This is a genomic window from Kitasatospora sp. NPDC087861, assembly GCF_044742585.1.
Lineage (GTDB): Bacteria > Actinomycetota > Actinomycetes > Streptomycetales > Streptomycetaceae > Kitasatospora.
In genome coordinates, this window is the sequence record NZ_JBIUUS010000019.1 from 153,950 (window position 1) to 172,505 (window position 18,556).

The 18,556-nt window shown below is 71.1% G+C and carries 18 protein-coding genes and 3 pseudogenes; 7 read left to right on the plus strand and 14 right to left on the minus strand.

Annotated elements, in window-relative coordinates; all coding sequences use genetic code 11:
- Positions 1 to 129: 129 nt before the first annotated feature.
- On the plus strand, positions 130 to 813 hold the full coding sequence (locus ACIOJE_RS26040; RefSeq protein WP_400779228.1) for a hypothetical protein: 684 nt from the start codon (positions 130 to 132) through the stop codon (positions 811 to 813).
- A 107-nt stretch (positions 814 to 920) separates the two neighbouring features.
- On the opposite strand, the pseudogene ACIOJE_RS26045 reads toward ACIOJE_RS26040, so the two are convergent.
- Positions 921 to 1,763, minus strand: a pseudogene (locus tag ACIOJE_RS26045) (carbohydrate-binding protein); the annotation flags it as partial.
- Positions 1,764 to 2,271: 508 nt separating this feature from the next.
- Between ACIOJE_RS26045 and ACIOJE_RS26050 the strand changes: the two are divergent.
- Positions 2,272 to 2,577, plus strand: a complete 306-nt coding sequence (locus ACIOJE_RS26050; protein WP_280684006.1) for an AAA family ATPase — start codon at positions 2,272 to 2,274, stop codon at positions 2,575 to 2,577.
- On the opposite strand, the gene ACIOJE_RS26055 is transcribed toward ACIOJE_RS26050, so the two are convergent.
- Complete coding sequence (locus tag ACIOJE_RS26055) at positions 2,537 to 3,280, minus strand: phytanoyl-CoA dioxygenase family protein (RefSeq protein WP_280684004.1); 744 nt, start codon at positions 3,278 to 3,280, stop codon at positions 2,537 to 2,539. The two genes, ACIOJE_RS26050 and ACIOJE_RS26055, sit on opposite strands and share 41 nt — an antisense overlap.
- Positions 3,281 to 3,631: 351 nt before the next feature.
- On the opposite strand from ACIOJE_RS26055, the gene ACIOJE_RS26060 reads away from it, so the two are divergent.
- Complete coding sequence (locus tag ACIOJE_RS26060; RefSeq protein WP_280684136.1) at positions 3,632 to 4,498, plus strand: terpene synthase family protein; 867 nt, start codon at positions 3,632 to 3,634, stop codon at positions 4,496 to 4,498.
- Between the two features lie 180 nt (positions 4,499 to 4,678).
- On the opposite strand, the pseudogene ACIOJE_RS26065 reads toward ACIOJE_RS26060, so the two are convergent.
- A pseudogene (locus ACIOJE_RS26065) lies at positions 4,679 to 5,767 on the minus strand (integrase core domain-containing protein); the annotation flags it as partial.
- 121 nt (positions 5,768 to 5,888) lie between these two features.
- Between ACIOJE_RS26065 and ACIOJE_RS26070 the strand changes: the two are divergent.
- The 4 genes from ACIOJE_RS26070 to ACIOJE_RS26085 all read left to right on the plus strand — a co-directional run bounded on the left by ACIOJE_RS26070 (position 5,889) and on the right by ACIOJE_RS26085 (position 10,965).
- Entirely contained in the window at positions 5,889 to 6,311 is a 423-nt protein-coding gene (locus ACIOJE_RS26070) for a hypothetical protein (RefSeq protein ID WP_280684002.1), read from the plus strand.
- Between the two features lie 204 nt (positions 6,312 to 6,515).
- Positions 6,516 to 6,824: a hypothetical protein gene (locus tag ACIOJE_RS26075; protein WP_280684000.1), complete on the plus strand. Its 309-nt coding sequence runs from the start codon at positions 6,516 to 6,518 to the stop codon at positions 6,822 to 6,824.
- 27 nt (positions 6,825 to 6,851) lie between these two features.
- Positions 6,852 to 8,633: a serine/threonine-protein kinase gene (locus ACIOJE_RS26080; RefSeq protein WP_280683998.1), complete on the plus strand. Its 1,782-nt coding sequence runs from the start codon at positions 6,852 to 6,854 to the stop codon at positions 8,631 to 8,633.
- A 736-nt stretch (positions 8,634 to 9,369) separates the two neighbouring features.
- Positions 9,370 to 10,965 carry a serine/threonine-protein kinase gene (locus ACIOJE_RS26085; protein ID WP_280683996.1) on the plus strand — a complete coding sequence of 532 codons (1,596 nt, stop codon included), beginning with the start codon at positions 9,370 to 9,372 and terminating at the stop codon, positions 10,963 to 10,965.
- A 43-nt stretch (positions 10,966 to 11,008) separates the two neighbouring features.
- Here the strand turns inward: ACIOJE_RS26085 and ACIOJE_RS26090 are convergent, their stop codons facing one another.
- The 11 genes and pseudogenes from ACIOJE_RS26090 to ACIOJE_RS26140 all read right to left on the minus strand — a co-directional run bounded on the left by ACIOJE_RS26090 (position 11,009) and on the right by ACIOJE_RS26140 (position 18,537).
- Entirely contained in the window at positions 11,009 to 11,581 is a 573-nt protein-coding gene (locus tag ACIOJE_RS26090) for a hypothetical protein (protein WP_280683994.1), read from the minus strand.
- Positions 11,582 to 11,616: 35 nt separating this feature from the next.
- Complete coding sequence (locus ACIOJE_RS26095) at positions 11,617 to 12,426, minus strand: PIG-L family deacetylase (RefSeq protein WP_280684134.1); 810 nt, start codon at positions 12,424 to 12,426, stop codon at positions 11,617 to 11,619.
- 460 nt (positions 12,427 to 12,886) lie between these two features.
- Positions 12,887 to 14,887: an ABC transporter ATP-binding protein gene (locus tag ACIOJE_RS26100; protein WP_280683992.1), complete on the minus strand. Its 2,001-nt coding sequence runs from the start codon at positions 14,885 to 14,887 to the stop codon at positions 12,887 to 12,889.
- Between the two features lie 40 nt (positions 14,888 to 14,927).
- Entirely contained in the window at positions 14,928 to 15,146 is a 219-nt protein-coding gene (locus ACIOJE_RS26105; RefSeq protein ID WP_400779252.1) for a hypothetical protein, read from the minus strand.
- A gap of 133 nt (positions 15,147 to 15,279) precedes the next feature.
- Positions 15,280 to 15,378, minus strand: a pseudogene (locus ACIOJE_RS26110) (NUDIX domain-containing protein); the annotation flags it as partial.
- A gap of 65 nt (positions 15,379 to 15,443) precedes the next feature.
- Entirely contained in the window at positions 15,444 to 15,956 is a 513-nt protein-coding gene (locus ACIOJE_RS26115; RefSeq protein ID WP_280683987.1) for an HIT family protein, read from the minus strand.
- Entirely contained in the window at positions 15,953 to 16,429 is a 477-nt protein-coding gene (locus ACIOJE_RS26120) for a GNAT family N-acetyltransferase (RefSeq protein WP_280683985.1), read from the minus strand. The genes ACIOJE_RS26115 and ACIOJE_RS26120 overlap by 4 nt, the downstream gene beginning before the upstream one ends.
- A 29-nt stretch (positions 16,430 to 16,458) precedes the next feature.
- A complete protein-coding gene (locus tag ACIOJE_RS26125) occupies positions 16,459 to 16,677 on the minus strand; it encodes a hypothetical protein (RefSeq protein WP_280683982.1) in 219 nt (72 codons plus the stop codon).
- 2 nt (positions 16,678 to 16,679) lie between these two features.
- Positions 16,680 to 17,162 (minus strand): NUDIX domain-containing protein, encoded by a 483-nt coding sequence (locus ACIOJE_RS26130; protein ID WP_280683980.1) that lies wholly within the window; start codon positions 17,160 to 17,162, stop codon positions 16,680 to 16,682.
- 44 nt (positions 17,163 to 17,206) lie between these two features.
- Complete coding sequence (locus ACIOJE_RS26135; RefSeq protein ID WP_280683978.1) at positions 17,207 to 18,094, minus strand: aminoglycoside phosphotransferase family protein; 888 nt, start codon at positions 18,092 to 18,094, stop codon at positions 17,207 to 17,209.
- On the minus strand, positions 18,091 to 18,537 hold the full coding sequence (locus ACIOJE_RS26140; RefSeq protein WP_280683976.1) for an NUDIX domain-containing protein: 447 nt from the start codon (positions 18,535 to 18,537) through the stop codon (positions 18,091 to 18,093). The genes ACIOJE_RS26135 and ACIOJE_RS26140 overlap by 4 nt, the downstream gene beginning before the upstream one ends.
- Positions 18,538 to 18,556: the final 19 nt, after the last annotated feature.

Here is an 18,556-nt window from a genome sequence, read left to right on the forward strand (position 1 = left end):
GCCACCTGGGTCGCCCCGACCACCCTCCTCACCGCGCTGCTCTTCTTCTTCGGCTACGCCTACACCAGCTCGCTCTACAGCTACTTCGGCATCGACGCCGGCACGATCGGCTTCGCCACCCAGGACCTGTTGCTCCGCAGCTCTCCCGCGCTCTACGTCCCGGCCGGGGTCGCCCTGTGCGGGGCGCTGGCCGGTGCGCTGGGCTACCACCTCGTCACCAGGGCGGCCGGGAGCCGTGGGGACGCCGCCCGGACGGTCCGGCGGGTCTGCCTGGCCGTCACCGCACTGGTCGTCCCCCTCCTGGTGCTCGGCTTCCTGGCCGGCTTCGAGGTGATCGACGCCGGCCCCATGGGCACCCCGCTGCTGATCGGCGGCGCGCTGCTGCTCGGGATCCTGGCGCGGCTGATGTACGTGCGCGGCACCGGCGCGGACCACCCGCTCACCGGGGAGCGCGCGGCGCTCGGCATCAGCGTGGCGATCACCGTGCTCTGCTCGTTCTGGGCGGTGGACGGCTACGCCCAGCAGAAGGGGACGGCCGACGCCGAGGACCTCGCGCACCACCTCTACCGGCGTCCGGCGGTCGTCGTCGACACCTCCGAGCGCCTCCACCTGGGGTGGGCCGGGGTGCGGGAGACGCTGCTGCCCGACGTCGAGCAGGGGGCGCGGTTCCGCTACCGCTACGAGGGCCTGCGGCTGCTGGCCCACTCCGGCGGCCGGATGTTCCTCATTCCGCGCGACTGGACCTGGGAGACGGGCAACGGGCTGATCGTCCCCTTCGACGCCACCGTCCGGGTCGCCTTCCACCCGGGCTGAGCCCCCGCCCCCGGGCTGCGCCCCCGTACACAGCTGCGCCGCGATCCGTCCCCCTCGACGGACCGCGGCGCAGCGGCTCATGCGGTGTCAGGCCGGTGCCCTACGGGTCACACGGCCTGCCACAGGGCGGGGACGATCGGCGGCTCCCAGCCGACCTGGGCGGTGTGGCCCTGGAGGCAGCGGTAGCTGACCCCGTTGTAGGTCACGACGTCGCCCGCCTGGTAGGTGGTGCCGGCCGCCCAGGTGCCGCCGGGGTTGGTCGGGCCGTTGCCCACGACCAGCGAGAAGCTGGTGCTGTGAGTGGCCGAGCCGCTGCCGGTCAGCGTGATGCTGTAGGTGCCGGCCGCCGTGGAGGCGGCGGTCGAGACGGTCAGCGTGGCGGAGGCGCCGGACTGCACCGAGGACGGGCTGAAGGAGACCGTCACGCCCGCCGGGGCGCCCGAGGCGGTCAGGTTGACCGTCTGGGCCGAGCCGGAGGTGGTGGCGGTGGAGACCGTCGCGGTGGCCGAGGCGCCGGGGTCGACGGTGGCGGTGGCCGGGTTCACCGAGAGGGAGAAGTCGTTGGCGGGGGTGGTGCCGCCGACGGAGGTCTTCCAGATGGTGTAGGCCACGCCGTCGGCGCTGCGGTTCAGCACGGTGGCGTCGATGTTGCCGGTGGTGTCGCAGGACTGGTGGTAGCAGGAGTCGTACGAACGGCCCGCGGAGCCGCCCCACTTGGACGCCTGGCCCGAGGTCTTGACGGCGTCGGCGCCGGCCGCGTAGCCCGAGGTCGGGATGCCGGCCTGCTGGAAGGAGTAGTCGTCCGAGCGGCCCTGGCCCTCGACGTTCTCCTCCGGCTGGAGGTTGAGCGAGTCCCAGTAGGCCTTCATCGGGGCGGACGCGGAGGAGGTGATGTTGTTGATGAAGTAGCCGGCGTTGGGCGAGCCGACCATGTCGAAGTTGTAGTAGAACTTCATCGGCCGATCCGGTGAGGAGATCGTACAAGCATGAAACGACTGGGAAAAGAGCCCGCGCTTCGGTGACGTGCACGGCTACGACGGCGCCCGCCTGCGGGCTCCGGAGCTCCCCGACCTCCCGCTGAAGGCGCGCGGGCGGGTGCGCTGACCTGGCGAAATGCGCTCGTGAGGCACGCGCCTGCGGTCCTCTCCAGAGGTGGATCCGGATCATGCGGTGTGCCGGGTTGAGGAGGGCGTGGGGCGCGCTGGTTGAGTGAAAGGGCCCTGCGGGGATGTCACGTCGAGTCGCGTGTTTGGGACGGTGTGACAGCCTTTAATCGGATCGATGCTGACCTTTTGCTGACTTTTCTGATGGGCCATCAGCTGACTCGCCCGGTCCTCCTGAGACCACGGCACATGGAGCCGGGCGATCTGTTCGCACCGTGCGCTCGCACGGCGGCGCTGCGCCGCGCTGTGAGTTCGCACGTCGCTGGCACCGACGTGTAGCCACCATCGCGGAGGGATGCAGCTCCGCTTCGAGACCGAGCTGTCCGCAGGCCTCGGCCCGGCCGGCTCCGGCAAGACCACCGCGAAGCAGGCGTACGCCCACGTCGCCGCCCAGGCCGGGCGGCGTGTCGTTCCGCTCGCCACCTCCGCCGCAGCCGCCATCCTCGACGCCGACCTGAACCAGCCCGCCGAGAACCTCCACAAGTTCCTCTGGGAGTACATGGGCGGCACCTACGTCGCCCAGCTCCATAGAGGCGAGAACATCCCCGTGAGCCTCAGCCTCAAGGGGCTGGTGCGGCGAACTCCAGCAGCGGATCGGTGACCGCCGCGCGCCAGCGTTCGCGGTGGCCGTCGGCGTGCAGTCGGAAGTACACGGTCTCCCGGCGCCCGTCGGTGTCGGTGCCGAAGTGGCCGCCGATGTTGTGGGCGAGCAGGTAGTGGAGGAGGACCAGGCTCCCAGCCGGGCCGGTCACCTGGCGCGGGGTGGGTAGCTCGACGGGCGGGTACGGGATGGCGTTGCGCAGGGCGTCCGCTCCGTGCGCGCGCAGCCAGGTGCCGGTACGCAGGTGGCTGCCGGGCCAGACCCACAGGTTGCCGCGGTCTCGCTGGCTCTGGTTTGTCAGCAGCAGGCCGGCCAGGACGGTGAAGGTGCCAGGGCGGCCATCGTCCTCGGTAGGGGTGAGGCCGTCGATGTGCGGGGCGCCGGGGTGGTGCGGGTGTGGCGGCAGGGTGAACGCCAGTTGGGCGACCTCGGGAGTCGGTAGGCCGAGCCCGGCGCGCAGGAGAGGGTGGACGGCGTCGGCGATGCGGCTGTCCTCGTAGAGGGTGCGCAGGTCGGTCTCGTCGGCGAGTTCCGGCCAGAGGAAGTACGGGCCGGTGTGGTCCGGGGCGGGCGGTTGGGACACGAGGTGCCGATCGAGCAGCGAGCGCCAACGGCCCACCTGCCCGACGGTGAGGAAGCCGGGCAGCACGCAGTAGCCGTCACGGCGAAATGCGCTGGTAGTACTGGGAGTTGTCATCTCCATCAGGCCATGGAAGCGGTTGGGGGCAGCTCGGGCAACGGGATTTCCGCGCGGCTGGATCATCAGACGGCCTGGCCTCCCGTTTCCGGAATCGCTCGTTTCCCAGACGGTCTGCTCGTGGCGGGTGTGTCGGCTGGCGCATGGACAGGTGCCGGGTGAGGTGCACATGCCGCAGCGGCAGGACAGCCTCGAGCGTTCGATGTTCGGCGTACGTGACTGTCGGTGCTCTGACAAGATCCGCGTATGACTGACTCCTCATCAGCTGGTGTAGTTCTCGGACCGGATTCCGTGCTGCGCTGGGCGCGGAGCGCGGGGTTGGTGGCGGATGCCCGTGAGGAGCGGCGCCTGGTGGCGATGCGCCTGGAGATGCTGGCCGCGCATACCCTGCCGCAGGGAGCTGCGGCGGAGGTGGCACTGATGGCCCGGTGGGCAGCCTTCATCTGCTGGGTGGACGACCAGATCGACCGGCGGGGTTTGGGCTCGGTGCCCGGGGAGTTGGAGGAGTTCACCGGGTCGCTGCGTCAGGTGCTGGCGCCTGCCGGTTCGGACGCCGTGCCGAGCACGCCGCACGCGGTGGCGCTGGCGCGGCTGTGGGAGTGCACGGCTGCGGGTATGGCGGCCCGTTGGCGGCAGCGATTCACTTCCGACTACTTCGAGTTCCTGGATGCCAGTGAGCGGGAGGTGGCGTTGCGCCGCAGGGGGGTTCGGCTGCCGTTGGCGGATTACCGCGAACTGCGGGGGCGCACGATCACCGTGCTGCCGATGCTGGACGTGCTGGAGTGCGTCGGTCACGCCCGTCTGGTGGAGGAGCCACGGGTGGACGACCAGGTGCGGGATCTGCGCAGGGCGGTGGCGGATGTCACGGGCTGGGCGAACGATCTGGCCTCGGCGGCGGACGACGAGGCGGCCGGTCAGGACAACCTGGTCGTGCTGCTCGCTCGTGAGGAGGGCTGCTCGACGGCCGAGGCCCGTGAGCGGGTAGCCGCCATGATCGAGGAGCGCCGAGTGGGTTTCGGGGCCACCGCCGCGTCACTGCGTGCGACGCCAGTTCTGCCGGCGGACCGCCTGCACGACCTGCGCCGCTACGTGGATCTGGTGGAGACGTTCATGGCCTCCACCCTGCACTGGCTGGCCGTCACCGGCCGCTTCACCCCCGACCCTCAGGCGCCCGTGCACCCAGACCCGGCGGCACCGCAGCCCGGACGACACCCCCTGCCCTGACGGCGGCGCTTGACTTCCCCGGGCCCCGGACGGCGGGCCGATCGAGACGACCAGGACGGACCCTGATGAGACTCGCCCCGCTGCACGCGAACCATACCCGCTGGCCCCGCACCGAGTTCCCCAGCACCCTGGCAGCCGCCACAACCCTGTAGGTGCCAAGAACCACGTCCGTGCTGGTCGCGCTGCATGTTGGTATTCGTGCAGGATGCCGCCGAGGCGGTCGCGTCGGCGGGCGTCGAGGTGGGTGAGCCGGTCGGGTTCGGTGATGGGTTCGGCCAGTTGGCGGAGGGGCGCGGCGCCGGCGAGGCTGCGGTGGGGCCGGTGCGTGTTGTAGAACTGCTCGTACTCGCGTAGCGCGTGGAGTAGGTGGGCCTGGTTCCAGATGAGGGTGCGGTCGAGGAGCTCGGTTCGGCAGGATCGCACCCAGCGCTCCATGATGGCGTTCATGCGCGGCATCCGGACGCCGGTCTGGACGACCTCGATTCCCTCGGCGTGCAGGACGGCGTCGAAGGCGGCCGGGTAGCGGACGTCCCGGTCGCGGATCAGGAACTTCACCCTGGTGCCTGTGTCCTGAAGGTCCATGACCATGTTCCGGGCGAGCTGGGTCATCCAGGCCGCGGTGGGGTGGGCGGTCGCGCCGAGGACCCGCACGCGCCGGGTGGCGTGCTCGATCACCGCCAGGACGGTCACGGTCGCCCCGGTCAGTGTCCTGGTCTCGAAGAAGTCGGTGGCGAGGATGGCGTGGGCTTGGGAGCGGAGGAAGGTCGCCCAGGTGGTGTGGTCGCGTTCGGGTGCGGGGTCGATGCCGTGTTCCTTGAGGATGTTCCACACGGTGGAGGCGGCGACCTTGATGCCGAGGGCTGCGAGTTCGCCGTGGATGCGCCGGTAGCCCCAGGTGCGGTTCTCGTCGGCGAGCCTGAGCACGAGGGCGCGGACGGAGTGCGGGGTGCGTGGTCGGCCGGGACGTTTGGGGCGGGAGGCCTTGGCGTGGCGGCGGCGCAGCAGGTCGCGGTGCCAGCGCAGGAGCGTGTCGGGGGAGACGATCAGCTGGAGTTGCCGAAGGTGTGTCCGGGGGAGGTGGTGCAGGAGTGCGGCGAGCAGCGCGCGGTCGGGCCAGGTGAGCTTCGGTTTGTCGGTCTGTCGCTGTAGCACGGTCAGTTGGTGGCGTAGCGCGAGGATCTCGGTGTCCTTGTCGCGGTCGCTCATGGGCAGGAGCCGTATCAAGGTGAACACACTTGTCAAGGCCAGGTAGGGCAGTCGCAGTAACACCGGACCATCCTGGAGCCAGCCGGAGCCAGCTGGCAATCACCGAGCGAGACCTCCGCTGTCACTCGACCGGTCTGCCTTGCGACAGTGCCCGTACGTCAACTGACCAGCACGGACGTGGTTCTTGGCACCTACAGCGCTGCTGCTGTCGGGGAACGAGCGCGGCTTCGGCCAGATCACTGCCGTCCTGGTCCCGCTCGAACTGGCATTGAACGCCGTCTATAACGCGGGCCAGGCCTCCTGTGAAACCGGTCGCGGACAGGGCGGCGGCCTGCTGCCCGATCTGCTGTGCGGCGGTGCGGCAGTGCGCCGGTCCAGGGCCTCGGGCCCGTCCCCGTCCTGCCGGGGCAGCTCGCCGGCGCCCAGCCGACCGTGGTGTTCCTCGCGCACGATGCGGCCGGTGCGGATCCTGCTGCCCGCCGAACCCCGCCCCGCCGGGCCTGCCCGGGCGTTTCCCGACGAGGAGCACCGCGGTCCGCAGGAGGCCCTGCGGCGCGGCACCCGGCGGCGCGGCCCGCCGTCCCCCGTCCCGGCGCTGACCGGCTGACCGGACCGTCGACGCGCAGCGCTCGTGTGAGCACGGCCGCCCCGGGACCGACAAGCACCCAGCGTCTTCCGCAGCCCGCCGGGCCCGCCGCGCCGTGCACTGCGCGCGCCTGCCCGTGTCCCCACCCTGCACGGAGACGTCCGGGCCCTGGCGCACGACCGTGCCGGTCGCACCCGGGGCCGCGAGACGGGAGACGAGACCATCATGAGCAAGAGGAACGACCAGGCGGCCAAGAAGTCCGCCCGTGAGCGGATGCGCGCCGAGCGCGAACGCCAGGAGCGGGCCGCGTCCCGCCGCAGGAAGACCGTCATCGCTGGCATAGCCGTGGCCGTCGTGGCGGCCGCCGTCGGCATCAGCATCGCGCTGGTCGGGTGTCGCCCCGGCGGTGGCTTGCGGCCCTCGCAGTCCATTCCCAACTGTTCTTCCGGCGCGTGGTGTTCGAGCAACGGGCGGTTCCCGTCTGGACTGTGGAACGCGATCTGTCCCGGAAGGACGGCGGGCGGCGTCGGGTGACGCTCGGTCAGGTCGTAGGCTACGCGGATGCCAGCACATCATGAGCAGCCGCTGAACGGCCGGGCGGCGTCGGGACTGCCGTTCACGCCGGTGGACCGGGCGGACCCGAACGCCCCCGAGATCGACGGCTATCGGCTGCATGCCAAGATCGGCGAGGGTGGCATGGGGACCGTCTACCTGTCGTACTCGCCGGCCGGCCAGCCGGTGGCGCTCAAGGTGGTTCGCCAGGAGCACTCGGCCGACCCGCGCTTCCTGGAGCGCTTCCAGCGGGAGGTGCAGCTGGCCCGGTTGGTCCAGGGCGGCTACACCGTCCCGGTAGTGGACAGCCGGACCGACGGCGCGCGGCCCTGGCTGGCCGGCGGCTACCTGGCCGGCCTCTCGGTCGAGGACGCGGTGCGCCGGCACGGCCCGCTCCCGCTGGAGACAGTGCTGCTGCTGGTCGCGGGGGTGGCGGAAGGCCTGAATGCCGTTCACGCGGCCGGGATCATCCACCGGGACCTGAAGCCCTCGAACGTGCTGCTGACCGCGGACGGTCCTCGGGTGCTGGACTTCGGCATTGCGGCGGCACTGCACCGCAGCTCGCTCACCGGGACCGGGCAGTTCCTGGGCACCTACCCGTTCAGCGCGCCGGAGCAGATAAAGGGCGCCCGGGAGCTGACGCCGGCTCTGGACGTCTTTCCGCTGGGGCTGCTCGCCCACTACGCGGCCACTGGTGAGCACCCGTTCGGCGAGGGTGACCAGACCGCGATGGCGTACCGGATCGTGCATGAGGAGCCGGAGTTGGCCAGCTGTCCGGCCGAGCTGCGAAGCCTCGTGGCGTGGTGCTTGGCGAAGGACCCCGCGCGGCGGCCGGGGACGACTGAGGTGATCGCCGCCTGCTCGGCGGTGGCACCGCAAGCGTTGCGGCGCGGGGTGGACTGGCTGCCGCAGCTGATCCGCACGGAGATCGACGCGCGGACCGTGGGGGCCGTGCCTGGGCGGCCTGTCGGTGAGGCTGCCGGATCGCCGCCGGGGTGGACGCCGACCGCGGTCGGCGGTGCGACGGCCTACGAGCCGACGCAAGGACTGGGTTTCCCGCCGCCGCAGGGCGGCGGTTTCGGACCGGCCACTGCCACCATCGGCCATGCCGGCACTGGCTATGGCACGCCACCGGGCGAGCCAGGCCGCAAGCGCTCGCTACTGCTGGTCCCGGTCGTGATCGGCGGAGCCCTGCTCCTGGCGCGGGTCGGCGGGGCATACGCCGGCTCCGACCCGTCCCCGCGGCCCGCACCCACCGTCGCGCCGAGTGGCAGCTCGACGCCGGCCGCCGCCCCCACCGGCGCGGCACCGTCCAGCGCGCAGCCCGCAGCCACCGTGCGTTACCAGGACAAGGTGCTCACCTGGGCGGCGTCCGACTGCGACCAGGCGCACTGGCTCGACCTCGACCAGCCGGCCTTCGGTACCGGCGAGATCTACGATCGGCAGAGCACCGCCACTGCCGACCTGAGCTATCAGGGCTGTGTGATCGCTCTGGACGGCGGCTCAGGAGCGATTGAGCCGAATCCCTACAGCTCGAACGTGAAAGTCGGCCTCGCCGACGCCTCGGTCACCACCGCTGCTGCCTGCCAGGCCGCAGCGCGGGAACGGCAGGTCACCATGCCCGCGCCGGTCAAGGACCTCAAGCCCGGCACCACCTGGTGCGTCATCACCACGGACCTGCGGGTGGCGAAACTGGTCTTCACCAAGGCCGGACCACCGGTGAAGGTGGGATTGCGCCAGCAGCTCAACCCCACCTTCGAGCTATCGGTGACCCTCTGGGACGCCCCGTAGCCGGCCAATCCGCTGGGACCAGCATGCTTTTGGCGATCCTGCACCCGGCAGTGCTGAAGCAGGGTGGCCGTACCGAGCGTGCGGGCCCGGCCGCGAGCGGGGTCCGCCATCGCTGCAGCCGGTCGCGCGGCAGATTGGGAGTATGAGTAGGTATGAGTGGGCGTTTAGAGATGGTTTGCGACGAGTATTTTGATCGGCTTTGTCGCATTCGTCGCCAAGATGCATGGCGCGAAATGTCCGGAAGCTCCGCACTGGAAGGAACATTTCCCTCTATTGCTAAACCAGACGGGATCCAGCGTCGAGAAGCGGATCAAACGGTCACGCGGGCTGGCGCCCGGAAGGCGGCGAAGGTGAACGTAAGGTGCGAATCATGTCGAAGATGTTGGCTATCGAGGCGACTTAGCACCGCAAACCATCCCTAAACGCCCACTCAGAGTGCGGTAAGCGAGGTAATGCCCGTTTCGGGCTTGGAGTTGGGTGAGGGTCCCTGGTCGGCGGGGTGGGTCGGTGGTCAGGCGCGGGGCTGAGTGAACAGGCCGGGTTCGGGTTCGGCGAGGATGCCTCGTGCGACCAGGCACGACCGATACCTGGCCATGTCGAACGGTAGTTGGCCGGGCTCGGGCCATGTGAGCAGCTCGGAGGTGTCGGATCGCAGGGGGTTCTCTGGATCTCCTCGAGGGCGGCCGCCCTGGTCATAGGCTGATGGTCGGCATGGCTTCGTCATCGGAGGTGGTGCGTGGAGCGCGGTGAGCTGATCGCGGAGCGGTACGAGCTGATCAAGCGACTGGGACGGGGCGGTATGGGGGAGGTGTGGGCCGGCAGGGATCGGGTGCTGCACCGGGATGTGGCCGTCAAGATACTGGTGCTTGACGACGGGGTGCAGGTGGATCTGCCGCGCCGTTTTGAGCGGGAGGCGGTGGCCGCCGCGCAGATCGGTCATCCGAACGTGGTCGCCCTGTATGACCGCGGGTTCCACGAGGATCTGTGGTTCCTGGTCATGGAGCGGGTCGAGGGAGCCAATCTCGCTGAACACATCCGCGACGAGGGGCCGATGGCCGTGGCGCGCGCGCTTCAGATCGCCCAGGACATCTGTGCGGCCCTGGTCGCTGCACACCAGGCTCAGGTCATCCATTACGACATCAAGCCGCACAACGTGATGATCACCCCGGACGGCAGGGTCAAGGTCGTGGACTTCGGCATCGCCGGATTCATCCAGGGTGCCTTCACCCTTGCCCGTTCGTCACAACTCGCCCCTGCCGGCACTCCGGAGTACGGCGCGCCTGAGCAGTTCCTCACCGAGCGCGGCGACGCACGCTCTGACCTGTACGCCCTGGGCAGCGTTCTCTTCGCCCTGTTGGCCGGCCGGGCGCCCTTCACGGGTCACAATGGTCTCGCGATCGCGCAGCGGAAACTGGTTGAGGAGGCTCCGCGGCTCGACGCGCTCGGCCTGAACGTGCCGCCGGCAGTGACCCAGCTGGTGTCCGACCTGCTGGAACGTAACCCGGACCGGCGCCCCCAGACGGCCGTGGCGGTCCATGAACGGCTGGTCGGACTCCGGTCCTCTCTGAATGGCACTCCTGGCATCTCTGACGCGACAACCGTGACCGCCGGACCACGTCGCACTCTCATTCCGCCGCCTATCAGGCAGGAGCCTGCTCACGGCGATGCCTTTGAGGTCGCCTGGACCGGCCAGGAGCCGGTCACCGACTACGCTCGCCCGATCTGGCAGGCCTCCGTGTCCACACCCCTCGCGGTGATTTCTGGCGCGATCTGGGCAGCCGACTCTTTCGCGCTGGCCGGGGCAGGAGCCTTTCCCTTCGGGTCGAAGGGCGAGAACGGGGTGGGGGACGGCCTCTGGGGGGTCCTGGGCGTGGTGTGGATCATCGCCATGGCGGGAACGCTCGTGGGCATCGCCGCCGTGGCGAGCGTGAGCGGAGCGAAGAGGCACCACCGACGCATGCTCCCGAACCGAACTCCATGGTCCCTCACCGTCGCCTCGCAGGGCATCGTCACCACGGGCTCATTCGGCCGCACGGTGACCTGGGACCTAATGCAGACGGTCACTGTGGACCGCATAACATCAGAAAAGGCGGCGTACACCTATACCGGACTACGCATCCGCTTGATCCAGAAGTCCAAGGCTAACAGCGTCTATCCCGCGGGCTGGTTCTACCGCAACCGTCCTAACACCAGCTGGGACGACACACTCCCGCTCTGCGTCCTCGGCCCGCTCTCCGAGCAGCAGTACTCCGAGCTCACCAAAACCATCGCCCGCTACGCCGGCAGCCGTTGGCGACCCGGTAATCGTCCACTCAAGCTGTCCAGTTCCTAGAGTCCGCCCCACAGCACGGGGGATACCGCACCCTCAAGGCCAGTTAGCAGGAGCCGACCTTGCCTGACGGCCTGTGAGTCCCATCACTACGGAAGGGCCGTCTGCGCATCGAAATGGGACACTTGCCCACCCGAACGGTAGTGACTCGGGCTGCACCTGCGCAGCCATTCAGTGCGACACGCCTTACGTGGGACACGGTGACTGCCGCAACAAACAGGCCCGGCGACCCGTAGGCACGGAATCCGCCGGGCACCGGGGTGACCGTTTCCGGACGCCACAGCACGGCCGTGTACCAGGGGCGGTGGGCGTTGCGGGCCATCGCGACTGCGCCGGCGCTGCCGTCGGAGCGGACGATCGTGGCGGTGAGGCCGCACTCGCGGGCCAGGCGTTCGATGACGGTGGTGGCCTGGCTGTCCCAGCGGCGCAGCCTCTTCGTCTCGTCGACGATGCCGTCCGCGTCGGTGTCCTCGGGCGCGTCATCGTCGACGAGGACCTCCTGCAGGCACAGGATGTCCGGGGAGACCTCGCGAATCGCGGTGACCCGGGCGCTCCACCCCTCCGTGCCCACGTCGCGGGGGTGCAGCTTGTAGGCGTTGAGATTGGCGATGCGTATCACCGGCTGGCTCCTCATGGTCGGGGCGGGTTGGGCGGTTACTGGCATCGGGGGCTGCATCCTGGTGCCTGTCGGTTCGTCAGGCCGATCCCCTCCGGAGCCGGGGAGGGCTGGGACGGTGCCGTGAGCGACGTGTAGTGCTCGGTTCCGAGGATCCGGTGCCTGACGTCCTCGGGCAGGCGGGCCAGGATCCCGGGGAGCGGGCGCTCTCCCTCGACTTGGCTGCGGTGGGCCGTGATCGCGGCCCATTTCCGGTCCAGCCACTGGCGTACATCGCATGTCACGTTGGCCAGGCTGTCCGGGACGCTCAGCACGGACTTGCCGACCTGGCCCAGGAGTGGCCCGAGGTCGGCGATCGCCGAGTGGGGGTGGGTGGCCATGTGGACGGCGGCGGGTTGCCAGGGTTCCCCGGCGTCCGGGTAGAGGTGTTCGAGTCCGGAGGCGGCGATGGCCAGCAGGGTCACCCGGTGGGTCTGCCGGTGGTCCGGGTGGCCGGTCAGTTGCCCGTAGGCGTCGTGGGTCAGCACGATGTCGGGCCTGACCGCGCGGATGTGCCGCACGACGTCCTCGACCACGCGGTCGACGGGAGCGTCGCACAGCCGCGGCTGGCCGGGAGCGGACTGCGGGACGCGGGCGTCGGCGTAGCCGAGCATCCGCGGTCCGCCGGCGCCCAGGATTTCCAGGGCCTCGGCGAGTTCGGCGGCGCGGTGGCTGTCCTCGGCCCAGGTGGCGGTGACGACCGCGGTCCGGGCCCCGGACGCGGCGTGCTGGGCGAGGATGCCGCCGACGAGGAGCGACTCGTCGTCTGGGTGCGCGAGCACGGCGAGCAGGGACGGCAGTGCTGGCATGGCAGGTCCTCCTTGTTCGGCGGGCGCCGGGCGAGCGGCTGGTGACGGCAACCCGGGTCGAAGGCTTGCGGCGGTCCGGCCGGGCGCGGATTCACCTGGCTGCCGCGGGTAGGTGGAGGGGCGGAGACGGGCGGTGAGGGCGGCCATGTCGGTGGTGAACCGGTCTGCGAGGTCGACGCCGGTCTCCTGGGCGATGACCATGAGCGAGAACAGGCAGTCGGACAGCTCGTGGCCGATGGCCCCGGCACTCGCGGCCACGTCGGCACGGTGGCCTTGGTGGGCCATGACCAGCTTCGCGAGGTCGCCGACGTCGCCGGTGAAACCCAGGACGAAGTCCGACAGGCCCCAGGTACGGCCCAGCTTCCGCCGGTTGGTCTCGTCGTACAGGTCGCGCACTTCGCCTGCGGCGGCACACATCTCGTCCCAGGTGGGCATCGGCTGCTCCGTTTCGGGTGCGTGGTCAGGCGAGATCGGCGGCGGGTGCGGTCATGTTCCGCTGGTCGGGGATCTCGGTGGCGTACTGGCGGGCCTGGAGGAGGTAGGAGGATCGGTAGCCGCTGTTCGGGTCGGACATCAGTTGCGCGTGGGTGCCCTGTTCGGTGAGCCGGCCCTCGCGCAGGACGTAGATGAGATCGGCGCCTGCGGTGGCGGCGAGGCGGTGGGTGATCAGGATGACGGTCAGGCCCTGGTCGGCGAGTTCACGGATGCGGGTGAACGCGGCGATCTCGCTGCGGGCGTCGAGGGCGGAGGTCGGCTCGTCGGCGATCACGAGGTGGGTGGGGCGTCCACCGGGCCCGGTGGTGGTGGCCCGGTGGTGGGTGCGGGCCATGCCGACGCGCTGCCACTGGCCGCCGGACAGCTGGACGCCGCCCTTGAAGCCGCGGGCGGCGAGGGTGTCCCAGCCGTTGTCCTGGGCCTCGATGATCGGGTGCAGGTCGGTGTAGTCGGCCGCGCGCTTGAGCAGGGCCGGGTCGTCGCCGTGCTCGGGGCGGCCGATCAGGACATTGGCCCGCAGGGTGAGCGGCCACTGCTGGAAGCCCTGTTCGAGGACGGCGGAGGAGGCGAACAGCTGGTCTCGGTCGGCGGTCGCGGCATCGACGCCGTCCCACAGCATCCGGCCGGCATCGGGCAGGTAGAGGCCGGTGAGGATCTTGACGAGCGTCGACTTGCCGGACCCGTTGTCGCCGACCAGGGCGACGACCTGTCCGCGCGGGATCCGCAGGGTGATGTCGGACAGGGCCGGGTGCGTGCGGCCGGGGTAGGTGAAGGTTACTCCCTCCAGGGTGATGGCCGTGGGGCGGTGCGGGAGATCGGTGCCACCGGCGGGGATGGCGCGCCGGTCGGCCTCGCGCTGGAGGCGGTCGAGGTCGGTGACGAACAGTGCCTCCTCGTACAGGTTGTTGACGGTGCCGACGAGGGAGGTGATGTCGGCGGCGCCGGTGCGGATGCCGACGACGGCGGTGCCCGCGACGGCGAGCGCCATCTGCCCGTCGTGGACGAGCCAGCCCAGGACGGCGAAGGTCGCGGCGGCGGCCAGCCCGGAGAGGACGGAGGCGAGCAGGGAGGTGGTCGCGGTGGCGCGGGCGAGGCGGTTCTGCTCCTGCTCGGACGCCTCGGCCATCGCGATGTAGTGGCCCAGGATGAACGGGCCGATGGCGTGGACGCGGACCTCGGGCGCGGAGTGAGGCTGGGTGAGCAGCTGGGCGAGCAGACTGGCGGCCCGGTGGTGCTGGAGCCAGGCCATCACGGAGCCGTAGCGGCGCCGGGCGGAGCGGACCGCGCCCCACCCCTTCGGCGCGGCGATGAGCACCAGCATGGGCAGCAGCACCGGGTCGAGGGTGAGTAGAACGCCGCCGGCGGCCACCATGCCGAGCAGGGCGGTGAGGACGGCGATGCTCTGGCCGATCAGGCGCCGCACGGCGGCGGTGCCGTACCTGGCGGACTCCAGCAGTCTGCTGAACTCGGGGTCCTCCACCGCGGCCAGCTCCACGCGGGCCGCGCGGCGCAGGTAGGCGACGGTCGCGGCCCGCTCGGTCTTGGGCTCCAGTCGGCCTCCCGCCCAGGAGGAGACCGCTCCCAGGACCGCGGACAGCGCGGGGGCGCCGCCGATGGCGAGGGCGGCCGGCAGGGCCGCGCGCAGCAGTTGGTCGGTGCTGCCGGAGGCGAACAGGGAGGCGAGGGCGCGGTTGGTGGCGAGCAGGCCGAAGGCGGCGGCCAGCGCCCGTCCGGTTTCGGCGACGGCGATGGCCACCAGGGCCACCCGGTCGGCCTGCCAGGCCAGGCACAGGGCGGTGCGGAGCATGCCGGGGATCTGGCGGGCGACCGTGAGGAAGCTGATCCTGAGCATGGTCTGTTCATGGGAGGTGAACCCCCAGTCGGGGAGCAGCCGTCCGCCGAACAGGAACTGCTCACTGTCGGAGACGTGGTCGGACGGCGTGGGTTCGGACGGGCGGGACTTCAAGCGGTCTCCTCCACAGTGCGGTCGGGGTCGGGCGGGGTCGTCATCCGGGTTCGCCCGGCCGGCGGGGTTCTGAGACGAGGTACTCGGCGACGCCGGTGCGGCGGGCGGTGAGCGAGGCGCGGAGCGTGCGCAGTCGGCGCGGGGTGACGATGCGCTCCCACTCCTCGACGGTGCGGACGGCGAGCCCGCTGTGCTCGGCGGGGTCGGGGGTGATGCGTTCGATCTCCTCGTCGGTGAGCCGGCCGCCGTCGAAGGTCACGCCGATCTTCCAGGGCCACGGTGGCTCCGGCGGGGTGAAGGAGAGCATCAGGAGGCGGGGGGGCGTCGTCGAGGGCGGCGGGGACGAAGCCGATCTCCTCGGCGGTCTCGCGCAGCGCGCACGTCCACGGATCCTCGCCGTCGTCGAGGAGGCCGCCGGGGTACTGGTATTCGCCCGGGTGGTGGACGGAGGTGAGCAGCAGCGGCCGGTCGTGGCGGTCGGTGAAGAACACGCCGGCGTAGGCGACGCCGTGCGGCAGGGTGGGGACGAACCGCTCGGGCGGGACGAAGACCAAGGTCAGGCTCCTCGCTGGTCGTGACGGCTGGGATGACCGAGCCGGGTGCGCAGGTCGGCGGCGAGGCGCTCGGCCCGGCCGGGGTCGTCGGGCAGGACGCCCGCGCCCTCGGCCATCAGCGCGTGGAACTGCTGCTGCTCGTACGGGGTGCCGGGCGGCAGGGCGGCGATGTGCCAGTGGACGTGGGCGTTGCCCTGCCTGCTGCCCAGGCTCAGCACGTAGAGGCGTTCGGTCGGGACGGTCGCGGCGAGCGCGGTCGCCACGCGGTGCACGACCAATTGCAGGGCGAGGTACTGGTCCTCGGTGAAGCCGCTGATGGTGTCCTCGACGTGGGCGCGCGGGGCGACCAGGAGCTTACCGGGCAGGGTGGGGTAGCGGTCGAGGAAAGCGACGTGGACGCCGTCGTCCAGAACGATCCGGTGCTCGTACCCGGGCTCACCGGCGAGCATCGAGCAGATGAAGCACGGGCCGCCGCGGGCCCGCTCGTTGTAGGCGTCGAGGTCGATGGCGGTCACCGCGTCCAGCCTTCCGAGCCGGGGCGGAGCGTCATGTAGCCGTCGACGGGGTCGAATCCGAGGGTGCGGTAGAGCGGGGCTCCGGTTTCGGTGGCGCGCAGCTCGATCGAGCCGCAGCCGCTGTGCTGGAGTGCCTGGACCAGGGCGGTGGTGACGGCGCGGGCGTGTCCGCGGCGTCGGTGGACCGGGTCGGTGGCCACGGTGTGGATCCGGGCCCACCGGCCGGTGGGGTGGGTGGGGCCCCGATAGCCGCGGTAGACGATGCCGATGGCGCAGGACGCCAGCGTGCCGTCGTCGGCGGGGACGACGTAGGCGAGCAGGTTCGGGTCGGTGCCGAGCCGGTGACGCATGTCGTCGCGGAAGGTGGTGCGCCAGTCGTCGGTGAGCCGGGCGCCGTCGAGCACCGCGACGCGCAGGCGCAGCAGCTCGTCGGCGTCCTCGGGGCCGGCGGGGCGTACGGGGGATCCGGTCATGTGGGCTGCTGCCTCCAGGGTTCGGTGGGTCACTCGGGTGGTTGTCCGGGGAGGTCGAGGCGGACGAGGTGTTGGTCGGTGCCGCCGTCGGGCCGGTGCACGGTGCGGTAGGCGTACGGGACCTGGCTGGTGGGGAAGGTGACGATGCCTTCCTCCACGACGGGCCGCCGCTCGGCGATGGCCCGCAGCCGGGCGTCGGTGTCGGCCGGCAGCTGCGGTTCGGGCGGGCGGCGGTGGCGGCCGGCCATCCTCAGCCCTGGACCAGGTCGCGGGGATCGGCCCCCTCGGCCCAGCCGTGGGTGGAGAACCCGCGGCCACCGGACAGGTACGCGGACAGCGCGGCGTGGGAGGACGGGAACATCGGCAGCGGCAGCCCACTCTCGGGCGACCACACCACGGCGAGGTGCTTGCCGGGCTCGGTGTTCGTCAACTCGCCCTGCCACGCAGTGGCGAGGAACACCGACAGCAGGAAGGGGCCCTTGCCGTCCCAGCCCTGGCGGACCTGGATCGTGTGGACCAGCCGCAGGTCGCACGGGTCGACGACCAGCCCCGTCTCCTCCGCCAGTTCGCGGGCGGCGGCCTCGTCCAGGCGTTCGCCGACCTCGACCTTGCCGCCGGGGATCGTCCACACCGGCGTCTCGTTCCAGCTGTTCGTCGCGTAGTTGATCGTCGCGACCCGGCCGCCACTCCGGTCGTGGACGATGACGGCCACCGCCTGTCGCAGACTCTCCACAGCACTACCTCCAAGGACACTCGACGAAAGGGGACTTGGGGACTTCACGGGGCCGACGCCGGTGCGCGCAGCAGCTCCAGGACGGTGCGGGCATAGCCGAGGATCTCCTCGTCACCGTGGTGGTCCAGAGCCCAGCGCAGCGCCGCGGGGCAGTCGATCGCGGCCCACGCCCGGCACGCCGCCCACTCCGCGCTGCTCAGCGCGCGCCCGTACCCGGTGAGGAACGCCGTTCGCAGGTCCGGGCGGTGCGGGGTGAGCTGGAGCATCACGCGCATCAGGTCGCGCCGCACCGGCTCCTCGACCTGGGTTCGCTCGAAGTCGATCACGCCGACCACCAGGGTGCCGCCGTCGTGGCGGACCAGCCAGTTGCGTGGACCGAAGTCGCCGTGGCAGCAGGCCGGGGAGACGTGCGGTGGCTCGGTGCGGGTGGCCTGGGCCAGCACCTCGACGTCGGCCTCGGGCAGGCGGGCCTCGCGGGCGCGGGCCAGCGCCCGCTCGCGCTCCCGCACCCACGGCAGCCGCTCCCCGACGGGGGCGTCCGCCGTGGGCTGGGTGTGGATGCGGGCCGCGAGCTGCCCGGCCTGCCGGTACACCTCCAGCTCGTCGGCCTCGGTGAGCGCGCTGGTGATGACCGGGGTGCCCGGCACGGCGGTGGTGATGACGAGCAGCGCCTGCGGGTCCTCGGCCAGCAGCGTCGGAGCGCGGCCGGGGCCGAGGGCCGGTGCGAGGTGCCGGTAGGCGGTGGTCTCGCGGTGGTGCATGAGCGTGTTCTTGTGCCGCTTGGCGAACAGCCGGCGGCCGTCGGCGGCGAGGATCTCCCACACCGCCGCGCGGCCCTGCCGGTCGACCGACCGGGTGGCCAGCGCCTCGTACGGTCCGGCGGTGCGGCGAAGCAGCAGGTCGACGTCGGCGGGGACGGCGGGGACGGTCATGAGGTCCAGCCGTCGAGTGAGAACGGTTGGCGTTTGGAGACCTGCGCGAGTGCGGCGGCTGTATAGGGGACGGTGTTCTCCGGAGGGTTCGTCGGATCTGCCCAGAGAAGCCGAGCGCACTTGTGGGGCTCGCGGTTGACCGGCTCGCCGCGCCAGCTGTCGGTGAGGAAGAAGAAGCCGACGCGTCCTTCCCCTTCGGGGCTGCGGTGATGGACGACGTGGGCGAAGGCCAGCGCGGCTTCGCCGAGTTCAACGCCGACCTCCTCGGCGGCCTCGCGGATCGCGCCGGCGATCACGGACTCTCCTTGTTCGAGGTGCCCGCTGGGCGGGCAGAGCTGACCGTCCGCGTAGCCGGTGTTGGCGCGTTCCATGAGGAGTACACGGCCGTCGGCCCTGCGCAGGAGCACGTAGACATCGACGACGCTGCGGTAGCGGCTGGTCATGGGGATCTCCCTGGCTCCC